Source organism: Streptomyces sp. NPDC048483 (genome assembly GCF_040651455.1).
In the GTDB taxonomy this organism is placed as follows: Bacteria; Actinomycetota; Actinomycetes; order Streptomycetales; family Streptomycetaceae; genus Streptomyces.
Genome location: NZ_JBEZJZ010000068.1, coordinates 1 through 17,822, shown reverse-complemented (window position 1 = coordinate 17,822; position 17,822 = coordinate 1). Strand labels below are relative to the sequence as shown.

Genomic DNA, 17,822 nt, shown 5'->3' with positions numbered 1-17,822 from the left:
AACCGCGCCCGTACCCTCTTCCTCCAGGCAACTCACGTCTGCGGAAGCGGAGTTGGCACTGCCGCGCTCGGCCCTTGCCACCCCTCAGAGATAGAGCCCCGCCTCCGCCCCCGGGGCCTGGGCCGGGACCGATGCGGGCCGGGTGCCGCGGCGCAGCGCGTACAGCTCGGCGAGGGAGGCACCCTCGCGGCCGATGCCCTCTTCGGTGCCGAGCCAGTTCACCGCTTCCGTACGGGTCAGCGGGCCGACCTCGATACGGGCCAGACAGCGGCCGGGGCGGACCACCGCGGGGTGCATCCGCTCCAGGTCCTCATTGGTGGTGACGCCGACCAGGACGTTACGGCCCTGGCCCAGCAGGCCGTCGGTCAGATTGAGCAGCCGGGAGAGCGCCTGGCCCGCGGCGTGCTTGGCCTCGCCGCGGATCAGTTCGTCGCAGTCCTCCAGGAGCAGCAGCCGCCAGCGGCCCTTGCCGGGACCGTCGTCCTCGCCGATGGCGATGTCCATGAGATAGCCGACGTCGTTGAAGAGCCGTTCCGGGTCCAGTACGCAGTCCACCTGGCACCAGTCGCGCCAGGAGCGGGCCAGGGTGCGCAGCGCGGAGGTCTTGCCGGTGCCCGGCGGGCCGTGCAGCAACAGCAGCCGGCCGGCGATCTCCTCGGGCGCCACCTTCATCAGCGAGTCCATCGCCTCGGCGACCGGTGCGGTGTAGTTCGCACGGATCTCCTCCCAGGTGCCGGCGGAGATCTGCCGGGACGTACGGTGCGGTCCGCGGCGCGGGGAGAAGTACCAAAAGCCCATCGGGACGTTCTCCGGCTGCGGCTCCGGCTCGTCCTCCGCGCCGTCCGCGGACTGCCCCAGCACCTTTTCGGCCAGCTCATCGGTGACGGCGGTGACCGTCACATCGGCGCCGCGGTTCCACCGGGAGACCAGCAGGGTATAGCCGTCGCCCTCGGCGAGGGTCGCGCTGCGGTCGTCGTCGCGCGCGGCACGCAGCACCCGCGCGCCGGGCGGCAGCAGGGTCAGCCCCGACTTCACCCGGTCCACCGAGCGGCTACGGGAATACGGCTGCTCGCCCTGGGCGAAGCGTCCCAGGAAGAGCGCATCGACCACATCGGCAGGGGAATCGCTGTCGTCCATGGTCAGACGGAGGGGAAGGGCACGCTCGGCGGCGGACGGCGGCACGACAGGCGGCGGCACGTGATCGGCACACATGCCGCCATGATCCGCCAGACCGGGCCGCCGCGTACACGGAATATCGGCGTCGGTTTGCGGGCGGCCCGTACGGCGCCCGCCCTCACCGCCCCGACCGGAGGCGGCGCGTCCGCCTGAGCGGCAGGCCCGCCGCCGCACACAGCTCCGGGCGGGGCGCCCACAGACGGCGCAATGGCGGCGGTGCGGGCCGGCCGTCCGGACACTGTGACGAGCCGTCAGGCGCCGTACGGAGGCGTCCGGACGTGGTGCGGAGGTGTCCGCCGGAAGGAGCCGGGTCCGTGGAGCCACCGAGCGGAACCGCCCTGACCGTGGTCATGGCGTGCCTGACCGTGGCCACCGGAGTGCTCGACGCCGTCAGCTTCCTGGCCCTCGGCCATGTCTTCACCGCCACCCAGACCGGCAATCTGCTCTTCCTGGGCTTCGGCATCGCGCGGCAGGGCGGGCTGACGATCGCCGCCCCTCTCGTCTCGCTCGGTGCCTTCGTCCTGGGCGCGGCGCTCGGCGCGCGGCTGGAGTCGGCGCCGGCGGCCCGGCTGCGTCAGTGGTTCCCGGTCGCGCTCGTCGCCGAGGCGGCGCTGCTGGCCGCCGCGGCGGTGACCGACTGGGAGGCCGGCCCGGCCGGGGATCCGGCGCCCGCCCGGCGCTATGCCGTCATCGGTCTGATGGCGGCGGCGATGGGCGTACGCAATGTCACCGCCATAAGGGTCGGCGCCCCCGATCTCACCACCACGGTGGCGACACGGGCGATGACGGCCCTCGTCGGCGGGTCCGTCCTGGGCCACGACCGGAGGCTGGGGTACGGCACCCGTGCCGGCCCGCGGCGGCTGACGTCCGTCGGGGCGATGTTCCTGGGCGGTCTGCTCGGCGCCTGGCTGATCGGCCTGGGCACCCGGCCGCCGCTGGTGCTGCTGCTCGTGGCGGCGTCGGTCGCGGCCACCGCGCTGCTGGTGCCGGGGCTCACCCACCGTCAGGACGGCGAGGAGTGACCGGCTCCGGGGGCGACGGCCCGGGGCCGGGGCCGGTCACCACCCCCGAAGTGGCGCCGTTCGTCGGAGCCGTGGCGACCTGCGCCGTGAGCGCCGCGGCCAAGAAATGACATTGCAGTGAAGATCCGGACGGATCGGTGGATGTCCCGTGAACATCGGAGAATCCCGTACCACTTTTGGCATGGACACTTCCGGCTCTCCGTGGGTCCTGCTACCACGAATAAGGCAGAGATCCTGCTATGGGAGGTTCTATGAGACTGTCCCGAGCGGCGGCCCTGGGCTCCGCATTCCTTGTCACCACGGCGCTCGCGCTCACCGGCGCGAGCGCCGCCGCATCCGCCCAACTCCCGCTCGCCACCGGCTATGTGGCCCTCGGCGACTCCTACTCCTCGGGTGTCGGCGCCGGCAGCTACGACAGTGGCAGCGGCGCCTGCAAGCGCAGCACCAAGGCCTACCCGGCCCTCTGGGCAGCCGCGCACGCACCTTCGTCCTTCTCGTTCACCGCCTGTTCCGGAGCCCGTACGGGTGATGTTCTGAGCGGTCAGCTCGGCCCGCTCACCGCCTCCACCGGCCTGGTGAGCATCACCGTCGGCGGCAACGACGCAGGCTTCGCCGACACCATGACGACCTGTGCGCTCCAGGGCGAGAGCGCCTGCCTGGCCCGCGTCGCCAAGGCCAGGCAGTACATCGACACCACCCTGCCCGGCCAGCTCGACGGGGTGTACAACGCCATCGACCAGAAGGCCCCCGCCGCACAGGTGGTGGTCCTGGGCTATCCGCGCTTCTACCAACTCGGCGGCAGCTGCTTCGCCGGACTCACCGAGAAGTCCCGGGCCGCCATAAACGGTGCGGCCGACGAGATCAACACCGTCACCGCCAAGCGGGCCGCCGACCACGGCTTCGCCTTCGCCGACGTCAACTCCACCTTCGCCGGCCATGAGCTGTGCTCCGGCAGCGCCTGGCTGCACAGCGTGACCTATCCCGTCGACGCGTCCTACCACCCCACCGCCGCCGGTCAGTCCAGCGGCTATCTCCCGGTGTTCGCCTCCGCTGCGTAACCGTCCGTACACGCGACGCCGAGGAGGAACCGCCCGTACGGGCCCTCCTCGTGCGTCCCCTCGGCCCGTCAGATGGCCTCCGACCGACCCGACGGTGCATCAACTCGCCCTGCTGGGACCCCTGTAGGCGTCGTTACGTATGGTGTTCGTCAACGTCAAGGCGAGGCAGGTGAATCCGTTGACCGGTCTGCACGCGTGTCCTCCAAGGGAGATAGGGTTACCCTGCCCGTGCCGGGTGCCCTCGTCAGGGTGGGGAGAGTCATGGAACAGATAACAGTGCGAAGCAGGGCGAGAGTCCCTGCCATCAGCTGCGGCAGCGGCGCGTCCAGTGCGCGCCTGGACCGCCATCTCGCGGTACTGGGCGGTCCTGCCATACCGCAGCGGGAGACGGAGGGCGCGACCTCGCTCATGCGCGAGCTCACCGCCCGTGATCACTCCCGCACGAGGAAGAGCCGCGGTGCCAGGGTGTCGCTGTTCGCGCCGCTGCGCAGGCTGCGGCGTTCGCTCTTCGGCGGTCACGGCTGACGCGTCCCTGAAGCGAAACCTCGGGCGACCACACCGTCCCGGCACAGCGTTGCGATCCGTCGCCTGTCCGTAACTGGCTCGCCGGTTTCCGGTCGGTCAGTTACGGGGCCTTCACAGCGCGTCGGTGTGTTCGCCGAGGCACGCACCACCCGGCTCTTCCTTTACCACCCGTTCTCGTGACGGGTGGTTTTTTTGTGCCCGTCAGTGCCCGTCAGCGTGGCCGGGCGCGGCGGTCGCCGTGTGTGCCTCTGTGCCTCACAGCAAGGCGAACTGGCCTTCCGGGCCTTCCTCGTGATGGTCGAGTACCGAGGCCGGGCGGCGCGCCGGGCCCGGTGCCGGGAGGATGCCCGACTCCCGCAGAGCGTCCGCCGTGATGACCGGACCGTTTGCTGTCCGGGCACTCAACTCCGCGTGCTCCGGGCCCAGTTCGGCCAGCAGTGCCAGTACGGTGATCAGCTCCAGCAGCTCCGAGGTCCACTCCTGTGGCCAGGCCGTGGTGCGCAGCGCGGCCAGCGCACCCTCCTCGGCCGGATCCGCGGGGGTCGTCCGCTGCGCGAACCAGGCCTCCAGGACCCGTACGCCGCCCGCATGGAACTCCCAGGCGCCCGGCGGCACCGGCGAGATCCGGCCGTCGCCGAGCAGCAGGGCCTCCTCGCCGGCGTCGTAGCCGATGGACCGTGGCAGGCCGTGGGCGGGCAGCGCGGAGCGGACGTAGGGGCGGCGGCCGCCGGGCATCCGCGGCCGCTGGCCGGAGTGCGGCCCGTACGCGGATCCGCCGCGGGTGTGCAGCCACAGCAGGCGTTCGCCGAGTGCGACGCCGGTGTCCCAGAGGGCCGGGTCGCCGGTGAGCGGGACCAGGGTGCCGTCGGGGGAGTGGCGGGCGCTCGCGGTGATCCAGGCGAGGAGGCCGGTGGGGCGGACCGGGCGGTCCAGCCGGCGGGCGAGGAGATCGAGCAGGCCGGGCGCGAGGTTGGGTTCGGCGCCGCCGGGGCGCCGGTAGAGGGGGTGGATCCGGCCGGGGCGCCCGGCCGGGGAACGCCCGTCCGGCAGGAGGGCGGAGCACACCACGGCGGGTCCCGGTACCTGCGGCACCTGGCCCGGTTCGACCGCGAACAGCTGCCGCTCGTCGGCCACCCGCCACAGCTCCGGCCGCGCCGCGTCGATCAGCCGGTGGTCGGGCAGCAGCCACTGCTGGTCGAAGGGGCCGTGCAGGATCCGTACGGGCTCGGGGCACGGGCCGCCCGCCCGGGCCAGCCGCTCGGTGGGCGTGGCCTGGCCCGGCAGCTGCCCGACGGCGGAGTGCAGGGTGCGGGACCGCGACGGCCGGAACAGCCGCTCGCGGGTGGCCGCGTCCTCGGCGGCCACCAGGGCGTTCCACCGGGCGCGCAGCGTGGCCGGATCCGGCGCCCGCACCCAGGAACGGCCCAGCCGGAGCGGCGCCACCGACCACGGCATCAGATCGGACAGTCGTGGCGCGGCCGGCCGTGGCGCGTCCTGCTTCGCCGTCACGCGGAGCCCCTCCCGGACCGTTCGGTTGACCCCGGCATGGTATCCACGGGCACGGGCCGACCGGAGGGGCCACCGGCTCGGCCCACCCCCGCGCCCGCGGTCTTCCGCTTACTGATCTTGGAGCGGTACGGTCCCGCCGTACGCCCGGCCGCACGGTGCACGCCGCTCCGCCCCGCACGCCGGGACCTGCTCAGGGGAGGACCGTATGCAGGGGAGGACCTTTTGACGGACACCGCCTCCCCCACGCCTGAACGGCGCGGGGGGACCCCCACCGGCACCCGGGCCGCCGCGCGGCTGGACCGGCTGCCGCCGTCCCGGTGGCACCGCCGGATCACGATCGTCGTCGGCATCGGCGCCTTCTTCGACCTCTACGAGATCTTCCTCGGCGGGGTGCTCGCCGCGGTCCTCGCCGAACAGTGGGACCTCGGGCACACCGCGAAGTCCTGGGTGATTGCGGCGGGATTCCTCGGCATGTTCGTCGGCGCGAATGTGCTGTCGGTGCTGGCCGACCGTTTCGGGCGGCGCCGGATGTTCCTGGTCAATCTGGGTGCGTATGCGCTGTTCTCGCTGACGGCCGCCTTCGCCCCGAACCTGGAGTGGTTTCTCGTACTGCGCTTTCTGTCCGGGCTCGGGCTGGGCGCCGAACTCGTGCTGGTGGACACCTACCTCGCGGAACTCCTGCCCCGGGCGGTGCGCGGCCGCTATATCGCCGCCGCGTACACCGTCGGGTTCGTGGGCGTGCCGGTCGCCGCGCTGCTCGGTGCCCGGCTGGTGGCCGGGCATCAGCTGTGGGGCATCGAGGGCTGGCGCTGGCTGCTGGTCGCGGGCGCGCTGGGGGCCGCCTTCATCCAGCTCATGCGGCGCCAACTACCGGAATCACCACGGTGGTTGACCGTGCAGGGGCGGGATGCGGAAGCCGCGGCGATAGTGACCGGCATCGAGGAACGGGTGGCACGGGAGACCGGCACGACCCTCCCCTCCGTACCGGAGGCGGAGAGCGCCCCGGAGCGGAAGGTGCCGCTGGGCGAGATGTTCCGCGGCGACTTCCGGCGGCGCACCCTGATGTGGTGGATCTTCCAGGTACTGCAGACCGTCGGCTACTACGGCTTCGGGTCGCTGGCGCCGGTGGTGCTGACGGCGAAGGGCCACACCGTCACCGAGTCGCTGCTGTACGCGGCGCTGAGCTTCTGCGGCTATCCGGTCGGCTCGGCGCTGTCCGTCCCGCTCATCGACCGCATCGAGCGCCGGACGCTGATCATCGCGGCGGCGCTCGGCATGGCGGCCTGCGGCCTCGCCTTCGGCTTCGCAGCGGCCAACTGGGCGATCGTCACCTTCGGTTTCCTGCTGACGGTGTGCAGCAATGTCTTCTCCAACGCCTTCCACGTCTACCAGACGGAAATCTTCCCGACCGGTCTGCGCAGCAGTGCCATCGGCATCGCGTACGCCCTGTCCCGGCTCACCTCGGTCGTGCTGCCGTTTGTCGCGCTGACGGCGCTCGACGCTCTCGGGGCGCCGGCGGTGTTCACCGGGTCGGCGGTGCTGATGGCGCTGCTGTGCCTGGACGTGGGGTTGCTGGGGCCGCGGAGTACGGGGCGGAGCCTGGAGCGGATCTGAGGGCCGGGGCAGGGAAGCCGGAAGCGCGGTCGGCCGTGCCGGGCCGGGGAGTTTCAGGTGTCGAATTTCCCGTACCACGCCCGGCTGAGAAGGTACTTGGGCAGATCCGGCGACGTGTTCTCGAGGGGGAAGCCCCCTTCGTGGGTGAGGCACGCCATCGTGAGGGGGCCCAGCGCCACCCGGCTGCGTGGGTCGCCCCGAGCCGTTCCGGTAACGGTCGTGGTGCGCGAGGGCCTCGGTGAGGGCCGTGGTGAAGGTTTCACGGTCCTGCGTGATGAGGCGGGTGGAAGAGAGCGCGACGGGCTGGTAGTCGATCAAGTTCAGGAAGTCGCTCGGTGTGCGGGGCGCCACGTCGGGCCGGGAGGCGTCGGGCCAGGCGCGGCCATCGGCACAGGCGCCAGGGATGCCGGCAGGCTGCGATGGCCGTCGGACACTCTACGAAGGCGGGCCGGGCCCGATGTCCGGGTCAGCCATGCCGACCGGGTGGGTGCAGGCCGAGGGGTCCGCGCCCGTCACGGGGAAGAGCTCCCAGCACCCGGCACGTGCGGCGAGCCGGAGCACGCCGGCCCGGTTACGGATCCCCCCGACCCGTACATACACGGAGTCCCCGGTGTGCGGCGGCAGGTCACCCCCCGTGAAGAGGGTTGGTCGCGGCCACCACGTCGGCCCAGATGCGGCGCTCCTCATCGGTGAGGACCCACTCGCCCTCCTGATGAGCACCTACGGCAACGTCGAGCCAGTCCTCGGCCGCGGCCGGGCGGGATGCGAAGTCGGCCGGGTCGTGGCAGGGCGGGCACGGGAGGCAGCGGTCATGCCGGCCGGTATCCGGTGCCGGCAGGTACCCGTCCGTCCCTGCGCGCGGAGACCATCCCGTCAGGCCGGGGAGTCGGACGACCCTCGTGCCCTGGCGCCGCTCTTGCCGGCTTACCCGCCTGCCCGGTGGTCTGCGACCCCCAGGAACGCCGCGACCGCCTCACGGACGCGGGCGCGCAGCCAGCGGTGGCCGCCGTCGGCGCCGTGCCGGGGGTGCCATGCCATGGCCAGCTCGGCCTGCGGCAGGGGGAGGGGAACTGTGAAGGCATGCAGGCCGAGTGCCGTCAGTGCCGGTGCATCGAGGAAACCGGGAGCGAGGCAGACGAGGTCGGTGCCGCGTCGGACGAGATCGTGCACAGCATTGCGCTGACGGAGGCATCGGCGGCTTCGGGTTCCGCAGCGGGCTGCTGTCGGTCTTCGACGCCGTTTCGTACGAGCCCCTGGCCGAACTGGAGGTCGGGGTCGGGCCCATCAACATCATCTCGGCCCCGGGCGGAGGGACGGCGTTCGTCTCCAACCTCCAGTCGGGCACCGTCAGCGTGGTCGACATCGCGGCGTGCCGCGTGGCGGCCACCCTGGAGGCCGACCGCGGCGCGGGGCTCCCCGGGGACCGCAGCGTGCCGAACCAGGGCGCGCACGGCCTCGCACACATCCCGGCAGCCGGCTGACCCTCGGCTGCCCGAGAAGGGTGCGGTCAGTGCGCATCCAGGGTGACCGTGAACGAGAAGCGGTCCCCCCGGTAGTGGATGCGGGCGACGTCGACCACGTGCCCGTCCTCGTCGTAGGTGATGCCGGTGTAGTGCAGGATCGGGCTGAGCAGCGGCACCTGGAGGAGGCGGGCGGTCTCCGGGTCCGCCAGCCGCGCCTCGACGGTGTCGGTGATGCGGCTGATGCGGATGCCCACCGCGTCCCGCAGCACCTTGGTCATCGGCCAGCGTTCCAGGTCCGCGAGGTCGATCCGGGCGGCGACATCGGGGCGGACGTAGTTGCGGGCGTGGTTGGTCGGTTCGTCCGTCTTCTCATCGCTGCGCAGACGGCGGAAGCCGGCCACCTCCGTCATGTCCGGGAAGTGTTCGGCCAGTTCGCGGGGTACGGACACCGGGCCGTGCGCCAGCAGCTGGGTACGCATCCCGGACTGCTGGGCCACGATCGCGTCCACCGAGCCGAGCAGCCGCACCGGCGCACCCCGCTGTGCGCCCGGTTCGATGAAGGTGCCGCGGCGGCGGTGCCGGCTGATCAGGCCCTCCGTCTCCAGTTCCTTGAGGGCCTGGCGCATGGTCAGCACGCTCACGCCGTAGTGCGCGGCGAGGGCGTCCTCGGTGGGCAGCCGCAGCGGTGCCTCGGGGGAGCGGCCGAGTATGGAGGCGCGCAGCGACTGCGAGACCTGGTACCACAGCGGCAGCTTGCGGTTCAGGGCGAGCGAGTCGGGTGCGAAGGTGGTCACAGAGCATTCCCCGGTGTGCAGAGCGTTCCCCGGTGTCACGGGCGGAAGTGGCGCTGGAGACCTTGCCACACGTCGTCGTAACCGCGCTGGAGATGTCCGGCATCGCGGGCCTGCTCGGTGAGGGTGAGCGGCCACCGGGTCTCGAACATGAAGGCCAGCCCGTCGTCGATCTTCTGGGGCACCAGCTCGGCGGCGCTCGCCCGGTCGAAGGTCTCCCGGTCCGGGCCGTGCGCCGACATCATGTTGTGCAGCGAGCCGCCGCCCGGCACAAAACCCTCCGCCTTCGCGTCGTAGGCGCCCTCGATCAGCCCCATGTACTCGGTCATCACATTGCGGTGGAAGTACGGCGGCCGGAAGGTGTCCTCGCCCACCAGCCAGCGCGGCGCGAAGACCACGAAGTCCACGCCCGCCAGGCCCGGGGTGTCGGAGGGGGCGGTGAGAACGGTGAAGACGGACGGGTCGGGGTGGTCGTAGCTGATGGACCCGATGACATTGAAGCGGTGCAGGTCGTAGACGTACGGGACGTGGTTGCCGTGCCAGGCGACGACGTCCAGCGGGGAGTGGTTGTAGGTCGCCGTCCAGAGGTTGCCGCAGAACTTGTTGACGACCTCGACGGGGCCCTCGACGTCCTCGTACGCGGCGACCGGGGCGAGGAAGTCCCGTGCGTTCGCCAGGCCGTTGGCGCCGATCGGGCCGAGGTCGGGGAGCTGGAAGGGCCGGCCGTAGTTCTCGCAGACATAGCCGCGGGCGGTCGCCTCCAGGAGCTCGACGCGGAAGCGTACGCCGCGCGGGATCAGCGCCACATGGCCCGGCTCGGCGCGCAGCAGGCCCAGTTCGGTACGGAGCAGCAGCCCGCCGTGCTCGGGCACGATCAGCAGCTCGCCGTCGGCGTCGCTGAAGACCCGGTCGGTCATGGAGGTGTTGGCGTAATAGAGGTGGACGGCCATGCCGGTGCGCTGGGTGGCGTCGCCGTTGCCGCCCAGCGTCCACAGGCCGGAGAGGAAGTCGACGGGGCCGGTGGGCTCGGGGAGCGGGTTCCACCGCAGCCGGTTGGGGTCGGGGGCGCAGTCGGTGAACGGCGCGGAGCGCATCGCGCCCTGCTCGGCGCGGACGAACGGCGGGTGCGCGGCCGACGGGCGGATGCGGTAGAGCCAGGAGCGGCGGTTGTGGCCGCGCGGTTCGGTGAACGCCGATCCGCTGAGCTGCTCGGCGTACAGGCCCAGCGGGGCGAGCTGCGGGGAGTTGCGGCCCACCGGCAGCGCGCCGGTGACCGCCTCCGAGCTGTGCTCGTTACCGAAGCCGGAGGAGTACGACAGCGCCTCGGCCGTCTCCCTCGCCTGCTCGTTGCCCGTACCTGTCATCGTGCGCTCCCGCCGCTGGAGGAACCTGAGGATCGTGTACCCGACTCAATCCTATGTAGGTCCTTAGGATTGCGGCCGGAGGTCGCGCCCGTCAACGGATGTTCCCGGCCGCGATGGCCGGATCCCGGCGTTCGTGCACCCGCCGCGCGAACGCCGGGCAGGATGTCCGGGTGCAGCAGCCGACCCCGCAGCCCACCCCGCTCCGCCGCGCCCCCGTCCAGCAGCGCAGCGCCCAGCGCCTCGCCCGCATCCTCGACGCCTGCGCCGAACTCCTGGAGGAGACCGGCTACGAGGACCTCAGCACCCGCGCCGTGGCCGGCCGCGCCGACGTCCCGATCGGCTCGGTCTACCGGTTCTTCCCCAACAAGCGCGCCATGGCCGAGGCGCTCGCCCGGCGCAATCTCGACGCCTACGCGGACCGGATCACCGCCCGGCTCACCGCCCCGGACGCGGTCTCGGGCTGGCGGGCCGCCATGGATGTGGTGGTCGACGAGTACCTCGCGATGAAGCGGACGGTGCCCGGCTTCGCCCTGGTGGAGTTCACCGTCCCCGCCCCGCGCGAGTCCCGCCGGGCCAACTACGAGGTCGCCGACCGGCTGCTCGCCCTGCTCGCCGCCCCCCTCGGCCTGAACGCCGCCGGGGAACGGCTGCGCACCGCCTTCCTCGTCGGCGTCGAGACGGCCGATGCGCTGCTCCAGCTGGCCTTCCGTACCGATCCGGCCGGCGACCCCGCGATCGTGGCGGAGTGCAAGCTGCTGCTGCGGGCGTATCTGGCCCGGTACCTGGACCCTCCGGGTGAGGGGGGCGTCGACTGATCCGCTGCCGCTTGGGTCTGCGTCCCACGTTGTCGGCTCTCCCGCGTGGGGGTGTTTCGCCGTTTCGCCTGCGGCGGGCGTGGTGTTGTCGGGTGCGGTGACGGCCCTGCACGGCTTCGCCGCTACGGTCCGTCCCCTCCCGTGGGGGGTGGTGAGGCCGGTGGGGGTGGGCGTGGTGTGTCCAGTGCCCCATGACTGGGTCCACTGGCCGCACTCGACCACGCACATACACCCCCACCGATCTTCACCACCCCCAATGGGGAGGTGCCGGGCCGTAGCGGCGGAGCCGTGTAGGCCCGGTGCCGCAGCCGAACAGCCCCGCGCAGCGGCACCGCCCGCCGCAGGCGAAACGGCGAGAAACCCCCTACGGCGGGACAGCCGAAAACGTGGGGCCCAGGCAAAGCGCAGCGGACCGGCGAAACGGCGAGAAACCCCCACGGCGGGACAGCCGAAAACGTGGGGCCAAAGCCAAAGCGCAGCGCACCGTTTTGCTCGTATTGCTCGCGCGTCAAGACCTTGTTAACAAAACTTTGCGGGACCTAACGTCGCCTGAACCGCCCCCCCCGGCACCCCCTCGGCAGATGTTCAAGGGCGAACGTGAGGTACCTCTAATGCTGACAATCCTCGGATTTGTCATGATCGCCACCTTCCTGGTGCTGATCATGATGAAGAAGATGTCACCGATGGCAGCGCTGGTGATCGTCCCCGCGCTGTTCTGCGTCCTGGTCGGACAGGGCGCGCACCTGGGCGATTACGTCCTCAAGGGCATCGGCGACCTGGCCCCCACGGCCGCGATGCTGATGTTCGCCATCATCTACTTCGGCGTGATGATCGACGTTGGGCTCTTCGACCCGATCGTCCGCGGCATCCTCAGGTTCTGCAAGGCCGACCCGGTGCGCGTCGTGGTCGGCACGGCGCTGCTCGCCGCGATCGTCTCGCTCGACGGCGACGGCTCCACCACCTTCATGATCACGGTCTCGGCGCTCTACCCGCTCTACAAGCGGCTGAAGATGAGCCTGGTCGTCATGACCGGCGTCGCCGCCACCGCCAACGGCGTGATGAACACCCTCCCCTGGGGCGGCCCGACCGCCCGCGCCGCCACCGCGCTCAAGCTGGACGCCGGCGACATCTTCGTGCCGATGATCCCCGCGCTGGCCGTGGGCCTGGTCGCGGTCTTCGCCCTCGCGTACGTGCTGGGGCGGCGCGAGCGGAAGCGGCTGGGGGTGCTGACACTCGGCGAGACCGGTGTGGTGACGGAGGCCGCAGAGGAGAAGGAGACCGAGCAGGTGCTGGTCGGTGCGGGCGGCGGCGGCCCCGTCGCTGCGCCGCGTACGGCCCCGGCCGGCGGCGCGGGCACCGGCTCCGCGGACGCCGGAACCGCTGCGGACCTCGAGGTCCTCGACCCGCACCGCGCCACCCTGCGCCCCAGGCTCTACTGGTTCAACGCCGCACTCACCGTGGCGCTGCTCGCCCTGCTGATCATGCAGCCCCTGCCCATCCCGGTCCTGTTCCTGCTCGGCGCGGCCATCGCCCTGACCGTCAACTTCCCGCACATGAAGGACCAGAAGGCCCGCGTCGCCGCGCACGCCGAGAACGTCCTCAACGTCTCCGGCATGGTCTTCGCCGCCGCCGTCTTCACCGGCGTCCTCACCGGCACCGGCATGGTCGAGCACATGGCCCGCTGGCTGGTCGCCGGCATCCCCGACGCGCTCGGCCCGCACATGGGCATCGTCACCGGCGTCCTCAGCATCCCGCTGACCTATTTCATGTCCAACGACGGCTTCTACTTCGGCATCGTCCCCATCCTCGCCGAGGCCGGCGCCGCCCACGGCGTGGCCCCCATCGAGATCGCCCGCGCCTCCCTTGTCGGCCAGGCCCTGCACATGTCCAGCCCGCTGGTCCCCGCCGCCTACGTCCTGGTCGGCATGGCCAAGGTCGAATTCGGCGACCACACCAAATTCACCGTGAAATGGGCCGCGCTGACCTCACTGGTGGTCCTGGGTGCCGGACTGCTCTTCGGGATCCTCTGAAGGGGCGGGGGACGCCCCGCGCGAGGTCCGGCGGGAGCCCACTGCGGGGCTCCCGCCGGCCACGCGCGTCCTGCCGCCGCGCGTCACCGCCCCGCCCGCCCCGCGGCCAGCGCCGCCCGCGCCGCCCGGACCTCGTCCAGCGCCTGAAGATGGCCGCCGGACTCCGCGCAGCGTTCGGCGCGGTCCAGGAGGAGGGCCGCGTCGTCCGGGGCGGGCACGGCATGGACCCGGGCCAGGGCGACCAGGGCGAAGGCGAGGGCGGTGCCGCCGAAGGGGGTGGCCAGTTCGACGGCGGCGCGGGCCAGGCGTTCGGCGTCCTCCGGCTCGTCCAGCAGCAGATGCAGTTCGGCGAGATTGGCGCGTTCGAAGGCGGTGGCCGTGGGGCGGCCGGCCTGTTCGGCCAGGGCCAGGGCGCGGCGCCCGTACTCCAGCGCCTGCCGGTACCGGCCCGCACGGCGCGCGGTCTCGCGCAGGACGGACAGGACGGTGGCCACCACCGCCGGGTCCGCGGACTCCTCGGCCGGGGCCAGCGCGCGTTCGGCGGGCCCCGCCGCCTCGCCGGTGCGGCCGGACAGGCCCAGGCAGACGGTCTGCTGGGCGAGGGAACGGGCCAGCAGCGTCGGCCGGTCCGGACCGTGCGCCGCCTCGGCCGCCCGCTGTGCGGCCCGCGCGGCCGCCAGGCCCTCCTCGTACCGGCCGGTGTACGACAACACCGCGGAACGGGCCATGTGGTGCGCCGCCCGCACGGCGTCGGGAGCGCCGGGCCCCGGCGGATGGGCACGCAGCACGGCGAGCGCCTCCCCGGCGCCTTCGCCGCGGCTGCGGGACAGCGCCTCCGCCAGCCGGGCGGCGGCCAGCGCCCCGGCGTCGCGCAGCCCTTGGCGCTCATAGGCGGCAAGGGCCTCCCGCAGCACGCCCGCGGCGTCCTCGTACCGCCCCGAACGCTCCAGGGCCAGCGCCCAGTCCAGCCGGACCCGCGCCGCGTCCGCCTCGGGCCGCGGCTCCGCGCCGCCGGGGGCACACGCCGCCCGCGCCAGGGCGCCGCGCACCTCGACGCGCAGCCGCTCCAGGCGCTCGCGGGCCGGTTCGGCCCAGTTCGCGTAGCGGTCCTCGGGGAGCAGTTCGCCGGTCAGCGCCGCGAGCGCGGCGCCCAGTTCGGGGCCGCGGCCGCCGGCCAGCGCCTGCCGGGCGAGCGTCGCGGCATGCTCGGTGTCGATCCACACCGCTTCCCGCGCCAGCCGCAGCAGCGCGCCGTCGCCGATCAGATACGCGGAGGCGGTACGCGGCCGCAGCTCGGGCTCCAGCGCGTGCCGGGCCGCGTGCAGCGCGACCCGCAGACTGCGCAGCGCGGCCGGGAGTTCGGCGTGCGGCCAGCACACGGCCATGATCTGCTCGCGGTGCAGCTGACGGTCCGGCGCGAGGGCGAGCAGCTTGACCACGGTCCGGGCGCCGGGCCGCGACCAGCGCTCCGCGGGCGGCGCGCCACCGTCACGTTCCAGCCGGAACCCGCCGAGGAGACGGATGCGCAGCAGTGGGGGATGCATGAGGCCGGACACTCCAACCGGTCGGATTCCGGGGGCTGTTACTCGCACATTACTGGCCGGATCAGGACCCCCGTCGGGGCATGTCAAGGGCGGTCGGCCGCAGTGATCGCGTCAATGTGCCGCGGGTTGCCGAGGAGGGCCGGGACGGCCGTTGACGGGGGGATGGGCGGTGCTGAGGATGTGCCCGTACGCGGTGCCCCGACCAGCTGGACCGTCTTTCAGGAGGAAAGCGTGCAGCGTTCCCATGCCCTTGTGGTCTCCGCCCTCGTCCTTGTCTCCGGCACGGCCGTGACGGCCCACGCGGCCGACGGCGACCGCTTTGCCGGGCCCGCCGCCCACAGCAGGTCGGCCGCCGCCTCCTGGTGCGAGAAGCAGGGCGGCGTGGCCCAGACCCGCGTCCCGTACTTCACGGGCACCGGAAACAAGATCACTCCGCTGGGCGGCGAGCGGGAGATGTGTCTCTTCACCGCCGAGGACGGCAGCCGGATCATGATCGCGACGGACACCCTGGCCGCCGACAGGCCGACGCTGGCCGCGCTCGCCTACGTCCGCAGGCCCGACGGTCCGAGCAGCCCCGGCAACCCGTCCATCGCCTACTGCCAGGGCATCAACGGCACCGCCATGTTCGGCAACAAGCCCACGGACGGCGGTGGTTGGGGCGTCAGGAACGAGACGGACCCGTCGAAGGCGATCTCCGCCTGTATGTTCGGCGACGGGTCGGTGATCGACGCCTGGGGGCTGAAGTACCACCAGGGCGGGGTGATCCGCGGCGCCGATCTGACGAAGAAGTTCCGCGCGGACATCCCGGCGGCGTGACCGGCCGTGTCCGGGTCATGATGTCCGGGTGACGCGCTCCACTCCGGGAAGGGGTGGCACCTCTCAAACTAGCGCCGCTAGTTTGAGAGGTGCGGCAGACCGCCGCGCGTCGGGACCGCTCGGGAGGACGGCGAGATGAAGGCACACGACGGGATGTACATCGACGGAGCGTGGCGGCCCGCGGCCGGGGCCGACACGATCGATGTCCGTAACCCCGCCGACGAACAGGTGATCGCGACCGTACCGGCCGGCACCGCCGAGGACATCGACGCCGCCGTGCGCGCCGCCCGCGCCGCGCTCCCGGCCTGGCGGGCGACCGCCCCGGCCGAGCGCGCCGCCAGGCTGACCGCGCTGCGCGACCAGCTCGCGGCGCGCGCCGAAGAGATCGCCGCGACCATCACCGCCGAACTGGGCTCGACGCTGGCCTTCAGCACCAGGGTGCAGGCCGCCGTGCCGGTCGCGGTGACCGGTTCGTACGCCGAACTGGCCGCCACGTACGCCTTCGAGGAGAAGCTCGGCAACTCCACCGTCCTGCACGAGCCGGTCGGTGTCGTCGGCGCGATCACGCCGTGGAACTACCCGCTCCACCAGATCACCAACAAGGTCGCCCCGGCGCTCGCCGCGGGCTGCACCGTGGTGCTCAAGCCCGCCGAGGACACCCCGCTCACCGCCCAGCTGTTCGCGGAGTGCGTGGACGCGGCCGGCATCCCGGCGGGCGTCTTCAACCTCGTCACCGGCCTGGGCACCGTCGCGGGCCAGGCACTGGCCGAGCACGAGGGCGTGGACCTGGTCTCCTTCACCGGCTCCACGGCCGTCGGCAAGAAGATCGGCGCGATCGCGGGCGGTGCCGTCAAGCGCGTCGCCCTCGAACTCGGCGGCAAGTCCGCCAATGTCATCCTGCCGGGCGCGGACCTGGCCAAGGCCGTCCAGACCAATGTCGCCGACGTCATCCGCAACTCCGGCCAGTCCTGCAACGCCCTGACCCGGATGCTGGTCCACGCCGACCAGTACGACGAGGCCGTCGCGCTCACCGCCGAGACGGTCGCCACATGCACCCCCGGCGACCCGACGGCGGAGGGCAGCCGCCTCGGCCCGGTCGTGAGCGCCAAGCAGCGCGACCGCGTCCGCGGCTTCATCGCGCAGGGCGTGGCGGACGGCGCGCGCCTGGTGGCCGGCGGCGAGGACGCCCCGGACGGCCTCGATGCGGGCTACTACATCCGCCCGACCGTCTTCGCGGACGTGACCGCGGACATGACCATCGCCCAGGAGGAGATCTTCGGCCCGGTCATCTCGATCCTGCGCTACGAGGACGAGGAGGAGGCGGTACGGATCGCCAACGGCACGGTCTACGGGCTCGCCGGCGCCGTCTGGGCCGCCGACGAGGAGACCGCGGTGGCCTTCGCCCGCCGCCTGGACACCGGCCAGGTCGACATCAACGGCGGCCGCTTCAACCTGCTGGCCCCCTTCGGCGGCTACAAGCAGTCCGGCATCGGCCGCGAACTGGGCCCGCACGGTCTGACCGAGTATCTGCAGACGAAGTCGCTGCAGTTCTAAGGCCCCAGGCCCCAGGCCCCGTTCCGTCCCCGCCCCGAGGAGATCTTGTGGCCGTCCGCGCCGCCATACTGCCCGCCGTCAACGCCCCGCTCCGGGTCGCCGAGATCGACCTGCCCGAGCCCGGCCCCGGACAGGTCCGTATCCGCCTGGCCGCCGCGGGCGTCTGCCACTCCGACCTGTCCCTGTCCAACGGCACCCTGCGCCAGCCCGCCCCGGCCGTCCTCGGACACGAGGGGGCGGGCACCGTCACCGCCGTCGGACCGGAGGTGACGACGGTGGCCCCCGGTGACAAGGTCGTCCTCAACTGGGCGCCCTCCTGTGGCAGTTGTCACTTCTGCGGGCTGTCCGAACCGTGGCTCTGCGCCCACGCCGGACTCGCCGCGAACACCCCGTACGCCACCCTCACCGCCGACGGCAGCGCGCTCTACCCGGGCCTGGGGCGGACGCCCGCAGATCGCAACAAACGCGAATCAAGAAGACAGAAGAAACGTTTTTGTGCCAATGCTTCCCTCGTTGAGACGCGTCACCAGTCTTCGCGGTG

Annotated in this window: 15 protein-coding genes; 9 read left to right on the top strand and 6 right to left on the bottom strand. The window is 72.4% G+C overall.

All coding sequences use genetic code 11. The features are described 5' to 3' along the window. Positions 1-84 precede the first annotated feature (84 nt). Positions 85-1,212 carry a DUF5925 domain-containing protein gene (locus AB0D04_RS28290; protein WP_362708770.1) on the bottom strand — a complete coding sequence of 376 codons (1,128 nt, stop codon included), beginning with the start codon at positions 1,210-1,212 and terminating at the stop codon, positions 85-87. Between the two features lie 278 nt (positions 1,213-1,490). On the opposite strand from AB0D04_RS28290, the gene AB0D04_RS28285 reads away from it, so the two are divergent. The 3 genes from AB0D04_RS28285 (at position 1,491) to AB0D04_RS28275 (ending at position 3,781) form a co-directional block, all read left to right on the top strand. Then, the gene (locus tag AB0D04_RS28285) at positions 1,491-2,198 is read left to right on the top strand and encodes a YoaK family protein (protein ID WP_362708768.1); all 708 of its coding nucleotides are present in this window, start codon (positions 1,491-1,493) and stop codon (positions 2,196-2,198) included. 251 nt (positions 2,199-2,449) lie between these two features. Continuing rightward, a complete protein-coding gene (locus AB0D04_RS28280) occupies positions 2,450-3,256 on the top strand; it encodes an SGNH/GDSL hydrolase family protein (protein ID WP_362708765.1) in 807 nt (268 codons plus the stop codon). A 261-nt stretch (positions 3,257-3,517) separates the two neighbouring features. Then, a complete protein-coding gene (locus tag AB0D04_RS28275; RefSeq protein WP_362708763.1) occupies positions 3,518-3,781 on the top strand; it encodes a hypothetical protein in 264 nt (87 codons plus the stop codon). Positions 3,782-4,036: 255 nt separating this feature from the next. Here AB0D04_RS28275 and AB0D04_RS28270 read toward each other — a convergent pair whose 3' ends face one another. Next, positions 4,037-5,290 (bottom strand): type ISP restriction/modification enzyme, encoded by a 1,254-nt coding sequence (locus AB0D04_RS28270; protein WP_362708760.1) that lies wholly within the window; start codon positions 5,288-5,290, stop codon positions 4,037-4,039. A gap of 222 nt (positions 5,291-5,512) precedes the next feature. On the opposite strand from AB0D04_RS28270, the gene AB0D04_RS28265 reads away from it, so the two are divergent. Further along, entirely contained in the window at positions 5,513-6,904 is a 1,392-nt protein-coding gene (locus AB0D04_RS28265; RefSeq protein WP_362708758.1) for an MFS transporter, read from the top strand. A gap of 924 nt (positions 6,905-7,828) precedes the next feature. Here AB0D04_RS28265 and AB0D04_RS28260 read toward each other — a convergent pair. From AB0D04_RS28260 to hmgA, 3 genes are all read right to left on the bottom strand, one after another. Continuing rightward, a complete protein-coding gene (locus AB0D04_RS28260) occupies positions 7,829-8,074 on the bottom strand; it encodes a hypothetical protein (protein WP_362708755.1) in 246 nt (81 codons plus the stop codon). Between the two features lie 337 nt (positions 8,075-8,411). Beyond that, on the bottom strand, positions 8,412-9,161 hold the full coding sequence (locus tag AB0D04_RS28255; RefSeq protein WP_362708754.1) for a GntR family transcriptional regulator: 750 nt from the start codon (positions 9,159-9,161) through the stop codon (positions 8,412-8,414). Between the two features lie 35 nt (positions 9,162-9,196). After that, complete coding sequence (gene hmgA / locus AB0D04_RS28250) at positions 9,197-10,522, bottom strand: homogentisate 1,2-dioxygenase (protein WP_362708751.1); 1,326 nt, start codon at positions 10,520-10,522, stop codon at positions 9,197-9,199. 170 nt (positions 10,523-10,692) lie between these two features. Here hmgA and AB0D04_RS28245 point away from each other — a divergent pair, with 170 nt between their 5' ends. Next, a complete protein-coding gene (locus AB0D04_RS28245; protein ID WP_362708748.1) occupies positions 10,693-11,337 on the top strand; it encodes a TetR/AcrR family transcriptional regulator in 645 nt (214 codons plus the stop codon). A gap of 611 nt (positions 11,338-11,948) precedes the next feature. Beyond that, positions 11,949-13,367 carry a citrate:proton symporter gene (locus tag AB0D04_RS28240; RefSeq protein WP_362708746.1) on the top strand — a complete coding sequence of 473 codons (1,419 nt, stop codon included), beginning with the start codon at positions 11,949-11,951 and terminating at the stop codon, positions 13,365-13,367. 83 nt (positions 13,368-13,450) lie between these two features. Here the strand turns inward: AB0D04_RS28240 and AB0D04_RS28235 are convergent, their stop codons facing one another. Continuing rightward, positions 13,451-14,911, bottom strand: coding sequence for a hypothetical protein (locus tag AB0D04_RS28235; RefSeq protein ID WP_362708743.1), 1,461 nt, complete (start codon positions 14,909-14,911; stop codon positions 13,451-13,453). 231 nt (positions 14,912-15,142) lie between these two features. Between AB0D04_RS28235 and AB0D04_RS28230 the strand changes: the two genes are divergently transcribed. From AB0D04_RS28230 to AB0D04_RS28220, 3 genes are all read left to right on the top strand, one after another. Next, positions 15,143-15,727 (top strand): hypothetical protein, encoded by a 585-nt coding sequence (locus tag AB0D04_RS28230; protein WP_362708741.1) that lies wholly within the window; start codon positions 15,143-15,145, stop codon positions 15,725-15,727. 135 nt (positions 15,728-15,862) lie between these two features. After that, positions 15,863-17,281 (top strand): aldehyde dehydrogenase family protein, encoded by a 1,419-nt coding sequence (locus AB0D04_RS28225; RefSeq protein WP_362708739.1) that lies wholly within the window; start codon positions 15,863-15,865, stop codon positions 17,279-17,281. 47 nt (positions 17,282-17,328) lie between these two features. Continuing rightward, positions 17,329-17,822: alcohol dehydrogenase catalytic domain-containing protein (locus tag AB0D04_RS28220; protein ID WP_362708736.1), on the top strand; the 494-nt coding region annotated here is incomplete at its 3' end.